This window comes from Niallia sp. FSL R7-0648 (genome assembly GCF_038007005.1).
In the GTDB taxonomy this organism is placed as follows: domain Bacteria; phylum Bacillota; class Bacilli; order Bacillales; family Cytobacillaceae; genus Niallia; species Niallia circulans.
The window spans coordinates 1,163,005-1,182,463 of the sequence record NZ_JBBOWE010000001.1; the positions used below are offsets into that span (position 1 = coordinate 1,163,005).

The 19,459-nt window shown below is 35.0% G+C and carries 15 protein-coding genes, 1 pseudogene and 1 riboswitch; all 16 genes and pseudogenes read left to right on the top strand.

Features of this window, described 5'->3' with window-relative positions; translation table 11 throughout:
* Window positions 1-121 precede the first annotated feature (121 nt).
* The 16 genes and pseudogenes from NSQ89_RS05460 (at window position 122) to NSQ89_RS05535 (ending at window position 19,440) form a co-directional block, all read left to right on the top strand.
* Window positions 122-1,174, top strand: a complete 1,053-nt coding sequence (locus tag NSQ89_RS05460; RefSeq protein WP_047941594.1) for an aldose epimerase family protein — start codon at window positions 122-124, stop codon at window positions 1,172-1,174.
* 255 nt (window positions 1,175-1,429) lie between these two features.
* Window positions 1,430-2,374: a carbohydrate ABC transporter permease gene (locus NSQ89_RS05465; protein ID WP_341132349.1), complete on the top strand. Its 945-nt coding sequence runs from the start codon at window positions 1,430-1,432 to the stop codon at window positions 2,372-2,374.
* Between the two features lie 13 nt (window positions 2,375-2,387).
* Window positions 2,388-3,221 carry a carbohydrate ABC transporter permease gene (locus tag NSQ89_RS05470; RefSeq protein WP_341132350.1) on the top strand — a complete coding sequence of 278 codons (834 nt, stop codon included), beginning with the start codon at window positions 2,388-2,390 and terminating at the stop codon, window positions 3,219-3,221.
* A 15-nt stretch (window positions 3,222-3,236) separates the two neighbouring features.
* Window positions 3,237-5,078, top strand: coding sequence for a heparinase II/III domain-containing protein (locus NSQ89_RS05475; RefSeq protein ID WP_341132351.1), 1,842 nt, complete (start codon window positions 3,237-3,239; stop codon window positions 5,076-5,078).
* A gap of 11 nt (window positions 5,079-5,089) precedes the next feature.
* Complete coding sequence (gene rhaM / locus NSQ89_RS05480) at window positions 5,090-5,404, top strand: L-rhamnose mutarotase (protein ID WP_047941597.1); 315 nt, start codon at window positions 5,090-5,092, stop codon at window positions 5,402-5,404.
* Window positions 5,405-5,434: 30 nt separating this feature from the next.
* The gene (locus NSQ89_RS05485) at window positions 5,435-6,091 is read left to right on the top strand and encodes a YesL family protein (RefSeq protein WP_095319876.1); all 657 of its coding nucleotides are present in this window, start codon (window positions 5,435-5,437) and stop codon (window positions 6,089-6,091) included.
* A gap of 159 nt (window positions 6,092-6,250) precedes the next feature.
* Window positions 6,251-7,594: an ABC transporter substrate-binding protein gene (locus NSQ89_RS05490; protein ID WP_445668957.1), complete on the top strand. Its 1,344-nt coding sequence runs from the start codon at window positions 6,251-6,253 to the stop codon at window positions 7,592-7,594.
* A gap of 26 nt (window positions 7,595-7,620) precedes the next feature.
* Window positions 7,621-9,438: a cache domain-containing sensor histidine kinase gene (locus NSQ89_RS05495; protein ID WP_176473241.1), complete on the top strand. Its 1,818-nt coding sequence runs from the start codon at window positions 7,621-7,623 to the stop codon at window positions 9,436-9,438.
* Entirely contained in the window at window positions 9,431-11,032 is a 1,602-nt protein-coding gene (locus tag NSQ89_RS05500) for a response regulator transcription factor (RefSeq protein WP_341132352.1), read from the top strand. Before NSQ89_RS05495 ends, NSQ89_RS05500 begins: the two co-directional genes overlap by 8 nt.
* Window positions 11,033-11,217: 185 nt before the next feature.
* Entirely contained in the window at window positions 11,218-12,357 is a 1,140-nt protein-coding gene (locus NSQ89_RS05505) for a glycoside hydrolase family 88 protein (RefSeq protein WP_095319879.1), read from the top strand.
* A 42-nt stretch (window positions 12,358-12,399) separates the two neighbouring features.
* Window positions 12,400-14,232: a DUF2264 domain-containing protein gene (locus tag NSQ89_RS05510; RefSeq protein ID WP_341132353.1), complete on the top strand. Its 1,833-nt coding sequence runs from the start codon at window positions 12,400-12,402 to the stop codon at window positions 14,230-14,232.
* Window positions 14,233-14,460: 228 nt separating this feature from the next.
* A riboswitch (cyclic di-GMP riboswitch) is annotated at window positions 14,461-14,542 on the top strand.
* 226 nt (window positions 14,543-14,768) lie between these two features.
* Window positions 14,769-15,194, top strand: a complete 426-nt coding sequence (locus NSQ89_RS05515; protein WP_047941603.1) for an ATP-binding protein — start codon at window positions 14,769-14,771, stop codon at window positions 15,192-15,194.
* 166 nt (window positions 15,195-15,360) lie between these two features.
* Entirely contained in the window at window positions 15,361-16,119 is a 759-nt protein-coding gene (locus NSQ89_RS05520; RefSeq protein ID WP_144579894.1) for a GNAT family N-acetyltransferase, read from the top strand.
* Between the two features lie 65 nt (window positions 16,120-16,184).
* Window positions 16,185-17,203 (top strand): annotated as a pseudogene (locus NSQ89_RS05525) (asparaginase).
* 21 nt (window positions 17,204-17,224) lie between these two features.
* Entirely contained in the window at window positions 17,225-18,124 is a 900-nt protein-coding gene (locus tag NSQ89_RS05530; protein WP_095257698.1) for a CPBP family intramembrane glutamic endopeptidase, read from the top strand.
* A 350-nt stretch (window positions 18,125-18,474) separates the two neighbouring features.
* Complete coding sequence (locus NSQ89_RS05535) at window positions 18,475-19,440, top strand: S8 family peptidase (protein ID WP_095257696.1); 966 nt, start codon at window positions 18,475-18,477, stop codon at window positions 19,438-19,440.
* Window positions 19,441-19,459 lie beyond the last annotated feature (19 nt).

Here is a 19,459-nt window from a genome sequence, read left to right on the forward strand (position 1 = left end):
GTCATGAAATTTTTTTTGAAAAGTGAAATGAAGGCGATTTCAGATTTAGATTTTAGGGTAAAGATATTCATTTGAATAATAGGAAAGATGTAGAGAATATACTTAAAGAGGAGAGGTTCATATGAATTACAGCAAAAGATCAATGGGAGAAGTAAATGGAGCAGATGTAACGGAATTTACTTTTACAAATAATAACGGAATGAGTTTTTCTAGTATGAATTATGGCTGCATTATTACGAAGATAATCGTACCTGATAAAGAAGGAAACAAGGAAAATGTAGTGCTTGGTTTTGAAACATTAGAAGAGTATCGAGAAAATAAAGGGCCATATTTAGGTGCAATTGTAGGAAGAGTTGCTGGGAGAATTAAAGAAGGAAAATTTGAACTTAATGGAAAAGAGTACCGCTTGAATACCAATACCCCTCCTAATCATTTGCATGGCGGAAATATAGGATGGAGTGAAGTAGTCTTTGCATCTTCAATAGTAGAAAAGGATGATGCAATAGGCATCCGTTATACATATCATAGTCCAGACGGAGAAGAAGGATATCCAGGTAATTTTGACTTAACTGTAGATTATCTATTAACAAATGATAATGAAATAATCTTATCTTATAGCGGGAAAACGGATAAAGAAACACCTGTTACCGTAACTAATCATTCTTATTTTAATTTAAGCGGTAATAACAAAAGAGATATTTTAGAGCATGAGCTGATTGCAGATGTCGATCGCTTTCTAGAGCTTAGGGAAGATTTTATTCCGACCGGAAAAATGATTCCAACAAATAACACTCCATTTGATTTTGCAGAAGGCAAGGCATTGAAAGAAGGAAAGGACAATGATTTTGAACAAAATAGAATAGTAGGAAATGGATACGATCATCCACTTGTGTTTGCAGAAAACGGCTCTCATTCTGCTATTTTGCGAGATCGAGAAAGTGGACGGGAAATGTCGTTAATTACAAATCAGCCTGCAGTCGTTCTTTATACAGGGAATATGTTAGAGGATCAATATCGTTTCAATGGGGTAATAGCTAAAAAGTATTTAGGGGTATGCTTGGAGACGCAGGGGCTTCCCGATGCAGTCAATCATCCTCAATTTCCATCCGTTGTTTTAAAGCCAGGAGAAACATATCATGCTGAAACAAAACTGAAATTCCGAGTAACGGAGTAGAAAAAGACGAAAAGAGGAAAAAATCAACTGGAATGGTTTTTCCTCTTTTTTTGCTGCAAAGGAGACGACCATTATAAATTTGTCACAAACCAACCTTTTCTTTATACCTTCATTCATCCTCATGATAACACCCTCCATTGTTACAAACCAAATGAAAGAAGTAAATATTGTCTCTGTATAGAGCAAAATAACGTTAATGTAAGTGCTATCATTTTTACTATAATGAAAGAAAATAAGATGATAGAGGTGAGTATCATGAGTGCTAGCACAGAGGTTAAGAGTTCAGATATAGTAAAGCCAGCTAAGAAAAAACGGCAAAGTAAAAATGTGAAAAATGAAAACTGGGCGGGGATTGCGTTTGTTTCACCAATGTTAATTGGTGTTTCCATCCTTGTCTTACTGCCAATTGTTGCAACCTTTATTTTAAGTCTTGCGGATTGGAGTTTTATTACTAATATTTCGCAATTGAAATGGGTAGGATTACAAAATTTTGTTGATTTATTTCAAGATAAGATATTTATACGCTCTTTAATGAATAATGCTATTTTTATGTTAACGGTACCAATTTGTATGATTATTTCTTTGTTTCTAGCTATTGCAATCGATCGAAATGTTTATTTTAAGAGTTATTTTAAAGTAGCATTCTTTATGCCGTATATCTCAAGTGTGGTGGCAATTGCAGTAGTATGGCAAGTATTGTTTCACCCATCTTTAGGCCCGATTAATCAAGTGCTTATGTCATTCGGCATTGATAATCCTCCCAAATGGATTGCAGATCCAAGCTTTGCATTAGTTTCCATTATGTTTATACAAATTTGGATTTCGATTGGTTTTAATATGATCATTTATTTAGCTGCACTGCAGTCCATTCCACGAGACCTATATGAAGCCGCTGATATTGATGGAGCAAGCGCATGGGTGAAATTTAAGAACATTACGCTACCAATGGTTTCACCGACTACTTTTTTCTTGTTGATTACTGGTATTATTTCAACCTTTAAAGTATTTGATTTAATATCTGTTTTAACAAAAGGAGGACCAATGCACGCTACAAGCATGATTGTATGGAACCTATACGACACTGCTTTTGTTAATTTAGATATAGGTCACGCTTCTGCAATGGCCGTTATTTTATTCTTTATTGTTTTTGCTATTACACTCATTCAATGGTTAGGACAGAAAAAATGGGTGAATTATTAAGGAGGGTTTGCGGATGCTTAAATCACTATCAATAAATAAAGCGATAATGACAGTCGTCATGTTAATGATAAGTATTATGTTTCTTCTGCCGTTTGTGTGGATGCTTTCTACATCATTTAAGATAGAAGCAGACGTTTTTAAATTTCCTATACAGTGGATTCCAGAAAGATGGAATGGTTTCAACAATTATAGAGAAGTTTGGTTTGGGGAAAATCCATTCTACATTTATTATGGGAATACCATAAAAGTGACAGTATGTACTACTGCTATTTCGGTAACTGTTTCTGCCCTGGCAGCCTATGGTTTTTCAAAAGTGAATTTTCGGCTAGGTAATTTCTTGTTTTTAATTGTATTAGCTACTTACATGGTACCTGCACAGGCAATTTTAGTACCGCAATTTATTATTTACCGTAAAATCGGGCTATTTGATAGTCATTTAGGGTTAATCTTATTAGGAAGCTTTAGTGTGCTTGGTACTTTTATGCTTAGACAGTTTTTTATGGGCGTTTCGAATGAGCTTGTTGAAGCTGCAAAAATCGATGGAGCTGGACACTGGAAGATTTTCTGGCGAGTCGTTCTTCCGATTGTAAAGCCAGCCATAGCCACCTATGCCATCCTTCGATTTATTTGGACATGGAATGATTATCAAAACCCATTAATCTTTCTTCGCTCGGATCATTTATTGACGATACAGCTTGCAATGCAGAAGTTTACGACAATCAATGGCGAATTTTACTCCTTGATTATGGCTGCAGCAGTCTCAGCTATTTTACCGCTCGTAATCGTATTTATTATTGGGCAGAAACAAGTAATTGAGGGGATAGCGTTAGGGGGAGTAAAAGGCTAAAGGGAGGGGTTATTATTGACTTTCGAAGAGTTGCTGGAGAAGCTAAATGGGAATTATTCTTTGTTTTTTCCAAATGTTGAAGTCAAAAAAGCATGGTGGAAATCCATTCAACGTAATGCTGATTTTGCTGATATTCTAAAACAAGTAAGAGAGACATTAAAGCAGATTCAACAAGAAAAAATAAATAATGAAGAACTGCCGTATTCTTTGTTTCAGTTATATGGAACAACAGGTACTCGAATAGAATATGAAACAGCATATTTTCGGAAAAGAAGAAAATTGAATACATATGCAATCATGTTACTTCTTGAACCAGAGAAGGAAGAATTTCGTAAAGGCCTACAAGATATTATTTGGTCTATTTGTAATGAATTCTCATGGTGTTTACCTGCTCATCTTATAAATAGTCCAGAAACTGATTGTGGTCAGTTATATTCACTTACAGAAAAACAAGATTCTACTTATACAATTGACTTATTTTCAGCTGAAACAGCCTTTGCATTAAGTGAAATATATACACTGACAAAAGAATATTTAGATCCATTAATAGGGAAAAGAATTTATGAAGAGGTATATAATCGTACGTTTATTCCTTTTCTCGAAGGGAATTTCAAATGGGAAACAGAAACCCATAATTGGGCTGCTGTTTGTGGGGGTTCTATCGGTTCAGCTGCCATCCATTTAATCCAAGATTCCAAAGAACTTGCGCTTATTTTAGAAAAAGTTCTCCCTGTAATGGAAAGTTATTTAAATGGTTTTACAGAAGACGGAATATGTATGGAAGGATATTTATATTGGCAATATGGATATGGATTTTATTCCTATTTTGCCGACCTAATAAACCAGAGATCGGATGGAATGATTAACTTGTTTATGCAGAAAAAAGTTCACCAAATCGCCCTTTTTCAACAACGATCGTTTTTAGAGGAGGATTTAGTAGTGAATTTTTCTGATGCACCGCCCAAAGCAAAAGTACATATAGGGATGAGTCATTTCTTAGCAAAGCAGTATGAGGATGTTATCGTTCCAGAACGTTCATTATATGCGCGTTATCAAGATGATCATTGCAGCAGATGGGCACCAGCCATCCGCGCGTTATTATGGTTTGATTCGTCATTATCACCAAGCAAATGGGAAGAAGGAACGTTTATTTCTGAGGACTCCCAGTGGTTAATCTCTAGAGTTCAATCAAATGCAGGGTCTTTTACTTTTGCAGCTAAAGGGGGAAGCAACAATGAGCCGCATAATCATAATGATATCGGACATTTTATCCTTCAAGCCAATAAGACAACTATGCTGCAGGATTTGGGAAGTGGCTTATATACGAAGGACTATTTTAATGAGAATAGATACACTTATTTATGTAATAGTTCGAAAGGCCATTCCGTCCCTATTATCAATCATTCTTACCAAGAAGCAGGAAAAGCCAGTTATGCTCGGTTAGTCACTGCCAATTCTGATAGAAAGAGAGATTTGTTTGAATTGGATATGACAAAAGCTTATAGAGATACATCTCTATTAAATGTCTCGCGGAAATTCACCTGGATTAAAACAGAGTTTCCAAAATTAATCGTGGAAGATATTTTTAAGTTTTCTGAAGAGCCAAAATCCATCATTGAACGCTTTATATTGCCCAATGTTTCGGTTGAAAGATTTGATGGTGGAATAAGTATCAAAGGAGAATCTTGCATCTATATTTATTTTGATTCCAATTACTATGAGGTAAGTATACAAAGAGATTCATTTGTTAACCATTTTAATAAAGGAGAAGAAGTGCTATTACTTGATCTCTCTCTTAAGAAATTAAGCAGGAATTTTCGTGTATATCTAGAATTTGAATTTAGTTCTGAAAAATAGGAGGAGATACAATGAAAAGATTAGCATCGATTATGTTTATTAAACCTGGATATGAAAACGAATACAAAAAGAGGCATGATGAGCTTTGGCCAGAAATGGAAGAGGCGCTGAAGCAACATGGCGCTTCCAATTATTCCATTTATCTTCATCATGAATCCCAAGTGTTATTTGCTTATTTAGAAGTAGAGGACGAGGCGGCATATGATGCGATATCCCAAACGGCAATATGCAGAAAATGGTGGAAGTACATGGCGCCAATTATGGAGACGAATGAAGATTATAGTCCTGTGTCACATAAGTTGGAGGAAGTGTTTCATTTAGATTAAGTTATATAGGATGAGATGGGGGATTGATTCATGAAAGCAGAAATTGGGGGATGGTCTGGAAAGGTTTATGATGTCTGTCAATGGATTACGAGATTAGCTTATATTAATTTACTTTGGATTATTTTCAGTGCGATGGGCCTCTTTATTGGGGGCCTTTTCCCTTCTACTGTAGCAATGATGACTATTATTCGTAAATGGCTTCAAAAGGAAACAGATATTCCAGTATTGCACACGTATTGGCAGACATTTAAGCAAGAATTCGGTAAAGCAAATAAATTAGGAGCAGTTGTGTTTGCTTTTATCATGTTCCTTTATATCGATTGGAGAATCATCGCGTCGCTAAAAGGATCAATAAATGTTGGATTAATAGGAATGTTAGTTGGCGGAGTGTTTCTTTTCTTATTGACGTTGCTCTATCTGTTTCCTGTATATGTTCATTATGAATTGAAGCTTTTTCAATATTTTAAAGTAGCCTTTCTGCTTGCATGTACTCATCCACTCCATACGTTGTCCATGACCATCGGTGTCTTTACGATGCTTTTTTTAGGCGTAGTATTTTCAGGTGCTGGTTTGCTTTTTATAGGTAGTGGACTCGCTACTATTCTTTTATATTTCTCTAATCCGATCTTTACGAAGATGGCTGAAATAAGAATAACGAAATTACAGGAAGGGAGGTTTCAAAGTTAATAGAGCGAAGGAGAAAATTGTATTCCTCCTATGGTGTTAAAATTAAAAGTAAAAATTGTTGCCGGATAAGTAAAATTATTTTTATTGGTAACATGGGAACTTCTGTTAATCTATTCCTGTAAGGGTTTACATGATATAATACGTAGGGGGAATAAACAGATGCAAAGAAAATTTTGGAAGCTATCAATTTTTGTTTTCATTCTTACTTTAGTCATGACAGCATGCAGTAGTGGAGAATCAGAAAAAGCTTCTGGCAATGAAGATGGAAAAGTAACAATTAAATTCCACACTCATGGTAATGAAGCATCTTATAACTGGAAAAAGACAATTGCAGCTTTTGAAGAGGCAAATCCAGATATAAATGTGGATTTAGTCATCTTAAGTGAAAAGGGAGATACACAAGAGGCAATTAAAAAGCTAGATTTAGCTGCTGCTTCTGGTGAACAGCTAGATGTACTAATGTTTAGTGATACAGCAAGCTATGCACAGCGTGTGAGTATGGGAATGGTGGCTCCCATTGATGAATTTATTGAAAAAGAGGGCTACACAGTCACGGATGAATATAAAGTAGATACCAAAATTGGTGATAAATATTATGCTTTACCAGGTAAATTTAATCCATGGTATGTTTTATTAAATAAAGACCATTTAGATAAAGCAGGCTTAGAAGTTCCGACAGATTGGACATGGGATGAATTTCAAACGTATGCGAAAGAATTAACAACGGATGATCATTATGGAACATTTTTCTTTGGTCCGCAAAATGGCGGATGGTTAGAATTTATGAAACTAGCATTAGCAAGTGAAGCAGAAAATACAGAATTTATTAAAGAAGATGGCAGCTCCAATCTTGAAAATCCGCTCTTTAAGAAGACACTGGAAATACGCTATCAAATGGAAAAAGTCGATAAATCAGCTGTCCCGTATACCGATATCATGTCTCAAAAACTTCATTATCGAAATCAATTTTTTAACCAGGATGCTAGTACAGTACTAATTGGCAGCTGGATGAATACAGAATTGGGGGGAAAGGACCAATTCCCATTGGAGTTTAACGTCGCAGTTGCTCCTTATCCAAAGAACACGAGTGACGCAGAAGGAGGATATACTCCGGTAACTACTGACTTTATGGCAGTCGCCAATAACTCAGAACATAAAGAAGAAGCCTATAAATTTATTCGTTGGTATACAACGGAAGGACAAATTTTACAAGGAAAAAATATTCCATCTTGGAATAATGTAAGTAATGATCAATTTGGAGAAATAATTGACAATATATTGGCTGATACGCTAAACCCAGAAAAGGTGGACAAAGAATCTTTAACGAATGTTCTTTCAAATGCGAAATCTTCTAAACTAGTATCACCAGTATCTTATCAGGCTGAAATTTACAAAGTAGTGAATGAAGAATATGAAAAATTAATTTTTGATGAACAAGATATCGATGAAACAATAAAGGTGACAAATGAAAGAGTACAAGAATTAATCGATAGCAATAAATAAAAAACAAGATGAGGGGAGGAAACATATTGCTTATTTGGTTAAAAAATATGTGGACTCCCCGTTCTTTTCGTTATAAGGTCCTTTTAATTTCTATCATCAGCTTGGTTATTCCAGCAGTTATCTCGCTTTTAATTTATAATTATATGACAAAAAATACAGTGAAGGAACAGGCACTTTCTAATGCGAATAGAGAGCTGAATATTACAAGTGAATATATAGAAAAGCTATTTAGCGATATGCTTTATGTTGCTAACTTCGTGCAGCTTGATCCGAAAATGAATACGGTATTAAAAGGATTAGCGAAAAGTGCTGCTGACAAGGATGGCTATGATCAATATCTATTGGAAAATGAAATAAACCGTACCATTGAGAATATCACACTAGTAGGAGAGAAATCCTATGTCACCATATTATTGAAAAATGGGAAATACTTCACAAACTATAATATCGCTGAATTTGATCCAAGAGATTTATTTAAAGAAAAGTGGTATGAAGACATCGAAGAAGCGGTTGGATATGAATCTACTTGGATTGAATCCCAGCCAACGATTTTTGAATTGGAAAAAAAGAATAATCCTTATCAAATTTCAATTGTCCGCACCTTAAGGGATGAGGGCATCCAAATCTATGGATATGTCGTTGTCACCATCATGGAAAATAAACTAAGTGAAGTATTTAATAAAATGGATGGATATAACGATGTCATGATGCTTAATCCATCTGGTAAAATCTTGTCGCATAGTGATGACGAGAAAATAGGAAGTGTTTTCACCTATCGGTCTAAGTTATTCAATCGAGATGGATCAGAAGTTCTGAAAATGAAAGATAACGAATATATCGTCACCGAACGTTCTTTATCTTTTTCAAATTGGAGATTAGTGTCATTTATTCCGTATGAACAATCGATAAATAAAATAAATGGAATATTCCAGAAAGTATTTCTTATACAAGTACTATCATTTATGCTTTTCTTGCTTTTACTTACCTATTCAATGAAAACTATTACGAAACCACTGGAATATTTAGCAGAACTGGCTGATAAAGTTCAGGCAGGTAATTTGATTGTCCGTTCAAAAATTAAAGGGAAGGATGAAATAGGCAGGCTAAGTAAATCAATTAATCTGATGCTAGACCATATTAATACAAAAATTGAAGAAATAACGGAAACGGAAGCTAGGAAAAGAAAAGCAGAATTTGCGATGCTGCAAGCGCAAATAAATCCTCACTTTTTGTTTAATGTATTAAATTCCATTCGTATGAAGGTAATGATAAGAGGAGACAAAGAAAGTGCTAATATGATCACATCTCTTACAAAATTACTGCGCATAACTATTGATAAGAATAAAGAAATAATCACATTTTTAGAAGAAATAGAAATTCTAGTCGATTTTGTGCACATTATGAATAGGAGACAAAATCGAAAAGTTTCCTTAGAGATGGATGTCGATCCAGATGCTTTTTCATTTGAAATTCCAAGGTTTATTCTCCAGCCTATTATTGAAAACTCGATTATTCATGGATTTAATCAGTCTGATGGATTAATCTTAATCCATGCAGCGATAGTAAATGAGATGTTAATCATTACGATTGAAGATAATGGTCTAGGAATGAACAAAGAGGATTTAGAACAATTAAAGAAAAAAACTTTTCAAGCCGCATCACTGGAGAATCCGCAAAGAAAGCAGCAAGTGAAAGGATTCTCGTCGTTAGGCTTAGCCAATGTCTATGAAAGATTATCAATTACCTTTGGACCAGCTTTTAATATGGATATTTTAAGCGAACTTGGAAATGGCACAAAAGTCATTTTGAAAATCCCAATGAAAGGTGGAAAAAAGAATGTATAAAGTGATGCTTGTAGATGATGACTATCCGGTATTAGAGCTATTGACGAAAACAATTGACTGGAAAAGCCTTGGCTTTGAAGTGATGAGTACCCATGATAATGGAGTAAGTGCCTTAGAAAAGGCAGCAGAATCAATGCCTGATGTGCTAATTTCTGATATTGGCATGCCTAAGATGAATGGAATTGAATTAACAAGAAAACTGAAGTCGATGAATGGAAGCTTGCAAGTTGCTTTGTTATCCTGCCATACAGAATTTAATTATGCCCGAGAAGCACTTAAATTACAGGTCAGCGATTATTTAGTAAAGGATACATTTGAACTAGAAGAGCTATATGAATTACTTCAGAAATTTAAAATACAACTCGACACCATGCAAAATAATAAACAAAAAGAACAAAAATTACAGCATATTCTTCATAAAAATATCGAAAAAGAAAAGACTGCATTCATAAAAAGATTAATAAATAATGGCTATTATAAAAAGGAAGCTGAATGGGAAAGTGATAGCAAAAAATTTGGCTTAATAGCGGACAAAGGATATATTGTAACACTGTTATCAATCCATCATCATCCTTTAGATTTATTTCCAGAAGAAACCCTATATTTTGCAGTTTCTAATATTGTGGGTGAATTATTAGAAAGACTAAATCCTTTAGCTGTTCACTTTCTTAATCATTCCAATAGGGTTTTTATCTTTTTTCCAAGAGACTTAGGATACCAGATGAACGCTTTATCAAATGCAAAAGAAACGTTGAAAATGATTCAGCTTTCGATTGACAAAGGATTAAATATTCACATTTCATCCATTATTGGTGAAACATCTGAAAGCTTATTTGACTATCAAAACACAGTTAACAGATTGTTAAATAATCGACAGCAGCTGTTTTATATGCTCCCAAGAACTGTGTCATCTCTAAAGGAGTCTGTAAAGAATACGGAGGAATTATTTGCTAAGTATGATGAAGCAGCAACAGAGATGAGAATGATTGTTCTGAATAAAAAGGTGGAGCAAATAAGTAATTTCATCCATAAATGGACGATCTATATCATGGAAAACGAATTTCCACCTGAGGTAGTAAAGGATTGGTTTTGGAAATTATTATTGGATTTAAATGTCAAGTTACAAGCGCTCCAATACTTTTCGGGAGAATATTGCTTTGAATCCAAACATCAAGAGATTTTTTTGATGGAGTATATGTATCAATTAAAGGACTGGCTTAAGCATTATTTTGAGAAAATCTTTCATTATCATGAAACGAATGATCAGACGAAAAGAAAAGAGATTATTGAAGCTTTTAAATTTGTTGCGATAAATTTAGAGCGAAAAATCACATTAGATGAAATTTCTAGTTATTTATTCTTAAATCCTAGTTACTTTAGTAGATTGTTTAAAAAGGAAGTAGGAGAAACATTTGTGGAATATGTAACACGGATGAAAATTAATCGTGCAAAGGAACTGTTAGAACAAACAGATGAATCGGTTGGGAAAATTTGCGAACGACTGGGCTATGATAATCAGAGCTATTTTATAAAATTATTTAAAACATATGCTGGTACAACACCAATAGAATATAGAAGCGGGAAAGTTAGCTAAGAAGGCAATACGAGTAAAATTATTTGGAAAAGTAGTAAAAATAATGCCTTGTTGAGGGAATATAGACTCCATATAATGATTATATCGTTACTTTTTAAAAAGAAAGGATGGATATTTTTAAAAAAATGAAAGCCTTTTCTTTTTTGTGTGTATTAGAAAACTATTGGAAGGAGTTGGGTGATTAGATGAGTAAAAAGGAGCAATGGGTGGATGAAGCGTGGGGGTTTGTCATAGAGAAAACGGTACGGAATAATGAAACGATTGGTGCTAATTTCCCCCATGCCAGTATAGAGAAAAGATATGTATTAGAAAGTCCGGAATGGTGGACGGCTGGTTTTTGGCCAGGGGTTTTATGGCAAGTATATCAAGATAATAAAGTGGAAGCACTTAGAAAAACAGCAGAACAGTGTGAAGAAAAACTGGATTATTTATTGTCAGATTCAGAGAAATTAGATCATGATATGGGATTTATGTGGACGTTGACAAGTCTAGCAAACTATAAACTTACGGGCAATAAAGAATCAAGAAGAAGAGGATTATTAGCAGCCAATTTATTATTAGGAAGATTTAATGTCCAAGGTAATTATATTCGTGCATGGAATGCATGGTCTAAGAAGGATGATAATCGCGGTGTCGCAATCATTGATTGTATGATGAACCTTCCACTGCTATACTGGGCTACAGCAGAAACGGGAGATCCACGGTTTAAAATAGCTGCAGAAAAGCATGCCGAAACGGTCTTGAAACATTTTATTCGACCAGATGGTTCCGTACATCATATTGTTGTTTTTAATCCAGAAACTGGAGAAGTAGTAAATAAGCTTGGTGGTCAAGGCTATGCACCAGATAGTGCATGGTCAAGGGGAACTGCCTGGGCTTTGTATGGACTGACACTATCCTACTTACATACAAGTAATAGCGCATTTTTACATGCAGCAAAATCAGTTTCCCACTTTTTTCTTTCTAATCTTCGTTCTAATGAATGTCCTGCTTGGGATTTTCGCATCCCTGAAGATGGCGAAACCAAATACCATTATCCTGATTCATCAGCAGGATCCATTGCAGCCTGTGGCTTACTCCTGCTTGGAACACTGGTAGCCGACTTTGAAAAGCCGGTTTATCAGGAAGCAGGCGCATCTTTATTAAAAACCTTATATATAACTTGTGCTACTCATGCAGATAAAGAAGAGGAAGGATTATTAGGACACGGAACAAGTCACTTTCCCGAGCAAAAAAATATAGACGTCCCATTAATTTATGGGGATTATTATTTTGTGGAGGGACTAAATTTATTGCGACAAAAGGGAGTATTATTCTGGCAGTAAGATTGAAAGGGGTAAGAAAATGTCCTTTAGGAGATGGATCGGTTGAATCAATATAATGTGAAAGTAAAAAAGAATCCATTAAAAACAAGAGAGGATTTAGAACGTGCTTTATATGACTTATACGAACCCTTATTTAAAATAGGGAATGAACAGAAGGCTGGTTTATTGAATCTTGGTACAAATGGCTCCGTATATGGGCAAAAAACAAGAGAATTAGAAGCGTTTTTGCGTCCCTTTTGGGGCTGGGGGCCATTATTTTCTGTAACACCTAATAAATATCCAGCAATAAAACAACAATTAGTAAAAGGGATGATAGAGGGAACAACGCCAACAAGTGATTCTTATTGGGGGATTGCCGGAGAGTATGATCAACGCTTTGTTGAAATGGCAGCACTTTCTTGTACGCTTATTCACAGTAAAGTTGATTTCTGGGATAGTCTATCAACAGTGCAAAAGGAAAACTTAGCTAATTGGCTGTATCAAATCAATGAACATACAATCCCGAATAATAACTGGTTATTTTTTCGCGTATTAGTAAACATAGCATTAAAAAAATGCGGTAGAATGTATAGTTTAGAAAAATTAGAAGCAGATCTTCAACAATTAGATCAATATTATTTAGAAAACGGTTGGTATTTTGATGGATATAAGAATCAAATTGATTACTATATTCCTTTTGCCATGCATTATTACGGATTAATTTATGCAAAAGTGATGGAGGATGAAGATCAAGAAAGGGCAGCGATTTATAAGGAGAGGGCTATTCAGTTTGCTCAAGATTTTAAAGAATGGTTTTCTTCAGACGGATCTGCTATTCCATTTGGCAGAAGTTTAACCTATCGATTTGCACAATCCTCCTTTTGGGCTGCATTGGCATTTGCAGATGTAGAAGCATTGCCTTGGGGACAAATTAAAAAGTTAGTATTAAATAATTTACGGTATTGGTTTAAGCAGTCGATTTTTTCTCCGGAAGGTCTTTTAACGATTGGCTATGGTTACCAAAACTTAAATATGGCGGAAGGCTATAATGCTCCAGGTTCTCCTTATTGGGCTCTAAAGACATTTCTGCTGTTAGCTCTTCCAGAGAATCATCCTTTTTGGCAGGCAGAGGAAGAACCAGTAAAGTTCCTGGAGAAAAGCGTGCAAAAAAGTCCAAGGATGATCATTCGCCATGATTCTGAAGGAAAAGAAGTGCAAGCTTTCACTTCCGGACAGCATTCTCATGAACACGCCCACGCGGATGCAAAATATGAAAAACTTGTGTATTCCACCACTTTTGGCTTTAGTGTACCTAAAGGGAATGTTTTATTAAAGCAAGGAGCATTTGACAATTGTCTGGCACTGTCTGAATGTGATAATCGCTATAGAAGTCGTAGTGGCTGTGAGTCGTATGAAATACATGATGATTATATTGTATCTACATGGAAGCCTTGGAAGGATGTAATAATTGATACGTATCTAATTCCTTTAACTCCTTGGCATGTTCGCATTCATCGCATTCATACAAATAGAGAGCTAGAGACAGCAGAAGGTGGATTTTCTGCACCTGTAACTGAAGGGGCTGCATATGTAACGAAAGATGAACATAGTCTTTTTTACCCATCGGAAGTAGGAACTACAGGGATTATTGACATCGATGGAAAACGTAAAGCAGACTTAATAATACCTGAGCCTAATACCAATCTACTCTATTCGAAAACAGTATTGCCGACATTAACGTCGCGTTTAGCACCTGGAAAGCATTTATTGGTTTCAAGTATTCTCGGAACGGATAGAGGAGTAGAGGAGATTTCTTTTCAGCCTATCGTTAGTCTAGCACAAGAGTGTGTCATGATTCAGTATAGAAATAGAAAATATGAAATAAAGATAAAATAAGAGTTTATGAGCATCCTATTTAAAGTTAAACTCGAGCAATCATGCGAAAAGAAAATTTCGGATGATTGCTCGAGTTTTTTTCTTTTCCAGATATTTTCTATGGAATTAGAGGAATTTTAAAAAAATTATCGAAATTAAAAAGAGATTTCTTAACATTAGGTTTATGTTTAAATGATATGGGTATATAATACTATATAATTTAAAAATCCTATAGATAGTATGGGAAATGTAAAGGTAGAAAGCTATGATTAATCAACTTATTTGGGCGCTTTGTTGATTATGAGCTACTAGCGCAACCGGCTAACCAAACATGCTTGTTTAGTTAGCTTTTTTTTATTCAAAAACAAATCTTTAAATAAATTTTAAAGAATGTATAACTCCAGCAGCAAGCAACCGGCAATTTAAGATTCCCGCTTCCATATAAGTTTAACATCCGTTTTATTCCATTGGTGTTTCATTTATTTCAAATGAAGCTATTCTACTATTTTGTCGATTTAATAAGGAGTTTGTGCTTTTTTAAATTGGGGGGGCAGCTTATGAGTGGGCTTATTACTTATCAAACAATAGTAATACAAGATCATACGGAAAAAGAATGGAAAGAAAAGCTGAATAAAGAATTTAGAGATTTATTGGATGAGGATTTTTTGCTGAGTGTTGGAATAGGAGAAGCTGTTAATAATGCAATAGAACATGGTAATTATCCCGTTATATTAGAGCTGCAGTATAACCAGAATACACTTGATATGCGAATCAAGGATCACGGCAATGGATTTGATGTGAAGAAGAAATTTCATGATATCGAAAGGTACGGTACGGAAAAGCTTATGAGTGATATTGTGTTGGAGGAAAGAGGAAGAGGAATCTTAATGATGATGCAAATTTTCCAAAAAGTACAATATAATGAAACGGGGAATGAAGTAATTCTATGGAGAGAAACAAGGGAAGATGCGAAAGCAATTTAAATATTCTATTTCAGAGGCGCAGGACTGTTCCAAAGATGGGCAGTCCTATTTTGTTTAAATTTGCTTAATGTCATTTTTTTCTATTAATCTACTGATTTATAAGAATGAATCGTTTATTATAGATATAAAATGGTAAGAAGTTATTGGAAAGGGTAGGAGAAACATCATGGAAAAAGTAACCTATAAGAACATTCATAAAGAAGGAAAACGAATAAAAGAGCGTAGCGATTGGTTCCATGTTCATAATGAGGAAATGCTGCTTCAATATGACAGTAACTATATCCAATTTAAAAAGATGCCCTCTATTCAGGAATTTGAGCTAGTGGAAAATTATTTAAAAACATTTCATCAAAAAACTGGTCAGAAACATCTTAAATTTGTTTTTCCAGAAAATGAGAAATTCACGAAGGAGTTATTGGAGCATATTGTGCAAAATCTTCATTATGAAGTAGGAATGACTGAGCTTTATGCCATTGATCCTCACGAATTTCCGGTTTTATATCCTAGCGAGGACATACTTATTCAGAGTGTAACAGAAGAGAATTTTGAGGATTATTTACAATTAGAATATAATCAAGACTTAGAATATGGTATAGATTATGCAAAAGGGAAAACGGGAATCTATCGGGAAAATTTCAAAAATCCGCAATTTTTACAAGTCATTGCTTACTATAAAGGGCAAGCGGCTGGTGCTTTAGAAGTAATTATTGCAGATAAAACGGTTGAAATTGACGGAATCTTTGTAATTGAAGAATATCAGCGCAAAGGGATTGCTGCTCGCATGCAAAGACAGATCATGGATTTATTTCCTAATAAGACAATTATTTTGCTGGCAGATGGAGAAGATACTCCGAGAGAGATGTATCAAAGACAGAACTATCAAAAACAAGGGTTTCAGTATGAAGCGTTAAAAGAAAATTTCTAGACATGAAGTTCTATGAGTTAATAGCATCATTCAAGATAGAACTGGAAAAGGAGTAGATGAAAGTGATGAAGCCTATACAGGTCTACCGTGGACAATATCTTGAAAGCAGCCATTCTATTCATGTAGCTGTTGTAGACAAAGATGGTAGATTACTATATTTCTATGGGGATCCGGAGAGAATGACCTTTCCTAGATCCTCCATGAAACCCTTTCAAGCCATTCCACTTATAGAGACAGGAGCGGCAGATTCCTTTTCTTATGATAATGCTGAAATTGCAATTGCGTGTGCTTCTCATGCTGGGGAGTCATTTCATCAGGAGACAATCCTGCGCTTATTAGAAAGATTGGGGATTCAAGAAGATGACTTGCAATGTGGTACACATACTCCATGGAATTTAGAAAGCTATAAGGAACTGCTGCGAAAGCGCAAAGACGTCACCCCCGTATACAGTAATTGTTCTGGTAAGCATGCAGGTATGCTTGCTGCGGCGATTCATATGAAGGAGGACATTGCCACATATCGAGAAGTAGAGCATCCTCATCAACAGCGTATATTGGAAGCAATTGAAACAATATGTGATTTTCCGAAAGAAAAAATAAAGCTGAGTTAGATGGCTGCGGGGTGCCAGTACATCAATTGCCCCTCTATAATGCAGCACTTGGCTATGCTAGATTAGCAAACCCTGATTCTATTAAGTCGGTAAACCGAATAGATATAGTAAAACGAATTAGGGATAGCATGATGGAGTTTCCAGAAATGGTTGGAGGAACAAATAGGTTTGATACAGACCTAATGAAAGCTTATAAGGGGCGAATTGTATCGAAAGCAGGTGCAGAGGCTGTTCAATGTATGGGACTTATCCAGGAAGGAATCGGAATTGCCATTAAGGTGGAAGATGGCGGAACACGTGCTGTAAATGTCGCTGCAATGGAAGTGTTAAATCAACTAGGATATAAAGAAGAGAACCTATTTACAAATTTAGCTAGATATGTACATGCACCAGTTTTGAATGCTAGAAAAGAAAAAATAGGTGAAATAAGAGCCAACTTCCATTTGGAAGAGGCACTTTCAAGGGGAAAATAATCTATAAAAGGAGAAAGTCGCTTGAGACATTATTTGAATATAAAAGAAGGAAAAAATAGCTGGCCGCGTTATTTAGCGTCTATTTTATTAGCTGTTGGTTTTATGATTGCTGGTTCTATCGTCTATTTTATTGTAGAATTCATACGCGTAGAACTGGATGGGAACGAAGCCACCTATATTGATTTAGATACCGGCATGGTGATGGGCGGAAACGGTACAGTTAGTTTATTAATGACACATATTATTTATATTGTCGCTTTAATTGGTCTATGGATTGGAGTAAGATTTATTCACAAACGAAAATTTCGAACATTAATTACGGGAGAAGACAGAGTAAATTGGAAGAAGATAATCTGGGGATTTATTATATTTTCAGGACTTTTCCTACTTACATCAGCAATTGATTTCCTACTTAATGCTGACGATTATGCATGGAATAACGTATCTTTCGCCCAATTTTTCTTTTTATTCCTTGTGGTTCTACTGTTTGTCCCCATTCAAACAACAGTAGAAGAACTTTTATTTAGAGGATTATTGTTACAATTGGTTGGTAAAAAAATAAAAAATCCCATTTTGTTAGCACTGATAGTGGGATTAATTTTTGGATCGTTACACTTTTCCAATCCTGAAATGAATGATTCGGCCATTTTAGTAGGTTTAGATTATTTACTTGCTGGTTTTGCCTTGACATTTATTGCGGTGAAAACAGGAAGCTTAGAATTATCGATCGGTGCACATGCTGCAAATAATATGATGATTTTCTTGTTTTTTACATATGATGACTCTGTGGCAGGAAATATTCCAAGTCTATTTCAAATCCTTGAAACAAGTCCACAATACTCAATAATTTGGTCATTGCTAATATTCACGGCCTTTTATTTATTAAGTATAAAAAAATATGGTAAGAAGTCTATAAGCTAGTCTATCAAGTAGTTTAGGAATGAGAAAAATTCTACAATAGAAGACGGATATAAAAGACTAGTGTATAAAGGATTTCAGTCGCTCTGAAACCGAACAGTTATACGATGCTGCCGATAAAAATCGTATAATTGTTTGGTTTTTTTTGAATTGCATTAGAAAAAGCACTTACCATTCCTCTTATAGAAAAATTAGAAATTATACACTACATTTAAAAAAATATAAATAATTTAATAGAACTAGTTAAATAGAACAGATGTTCCTAAATTGAGTCTTAAGCCTCTTACTTTAATAATTCAGAATTGTTAAAATTGTTTTAGTGATATCCATTCTATTATATTAGGAGGCTGTTTATGAAAAAAGAATGCAGAGTAATTCCTTATCAAGTGAAAGAAGTAATGGACGTTTCTGCAGCAGTTCCAAAAGGAATTGAGCTAATTCAGGCACCTGAGTTATGGAATAAAACAAAGGGAAAAGGGATTACAGTTGCCATATTAGATACTGGCTGTGATATCAATCATCCAGATTTACAAGAGCGAATCATTGGTGGAAAAAACTTTACCGATGATGATAATGGCGATCCAGCTATATATATGGATTATAACGGTCATGGAACACACGTAGCTGGAACAATTGGAGCATCAGGAAAAGAAGATGGATTAACGGGAGTAGCACCAGAAATATCCCTTTTAATTGTAAAAGTTTTAAATGGACAAGGCTCAGGGCAGTATGAATGGATTATAAATGGAATTTATTATGCAATTGAGCAGGGAGCAGATATTATCTCCATGAGTCTTGGCGGACCAGAAGATGTGAAAGAATTGCATGAGGCAGTGAAAAAGGCAGTTGAAGCGCAAATTTTAGTCGTTTGTGCAGCTGGAAATGAAGGTGATGGTTTAGATTCTACAGAAGAATTAGGTTATCCAGCTGCTTACAATGAGGTAATAAGTGTAGGAGCAGTAGATTTACAGAGAAATAGCTCTCGCTTTTCTAATTCTAATCGAGAAGTTGATTTAGTAGCACCTGGCGAGGAAATTTTGTCTACCTTTTTAGATGGAAAATATGCTAAATTAACAGGAACATCTATGGCTGCCCCTCATGTGAGTGGGGCTTTAGCATTAGTTAAAATAATCAGTAATAAAGCTTTTGAAAGAAATTTAACAGAGCCAGAATTGTATGCCCAATTAATTAAGAGAACGATTCCATTAGGAAATAAACCAAGTTTAGAAGGGAATGGGATTCTCTATTTAACAGCTCCGGAAGCTTTGATGGAAAAACTTCAATCCACGGTTCAATTACTTGTGTCTAATAGTTTATAAGAAGAACATCCTTGTTAAT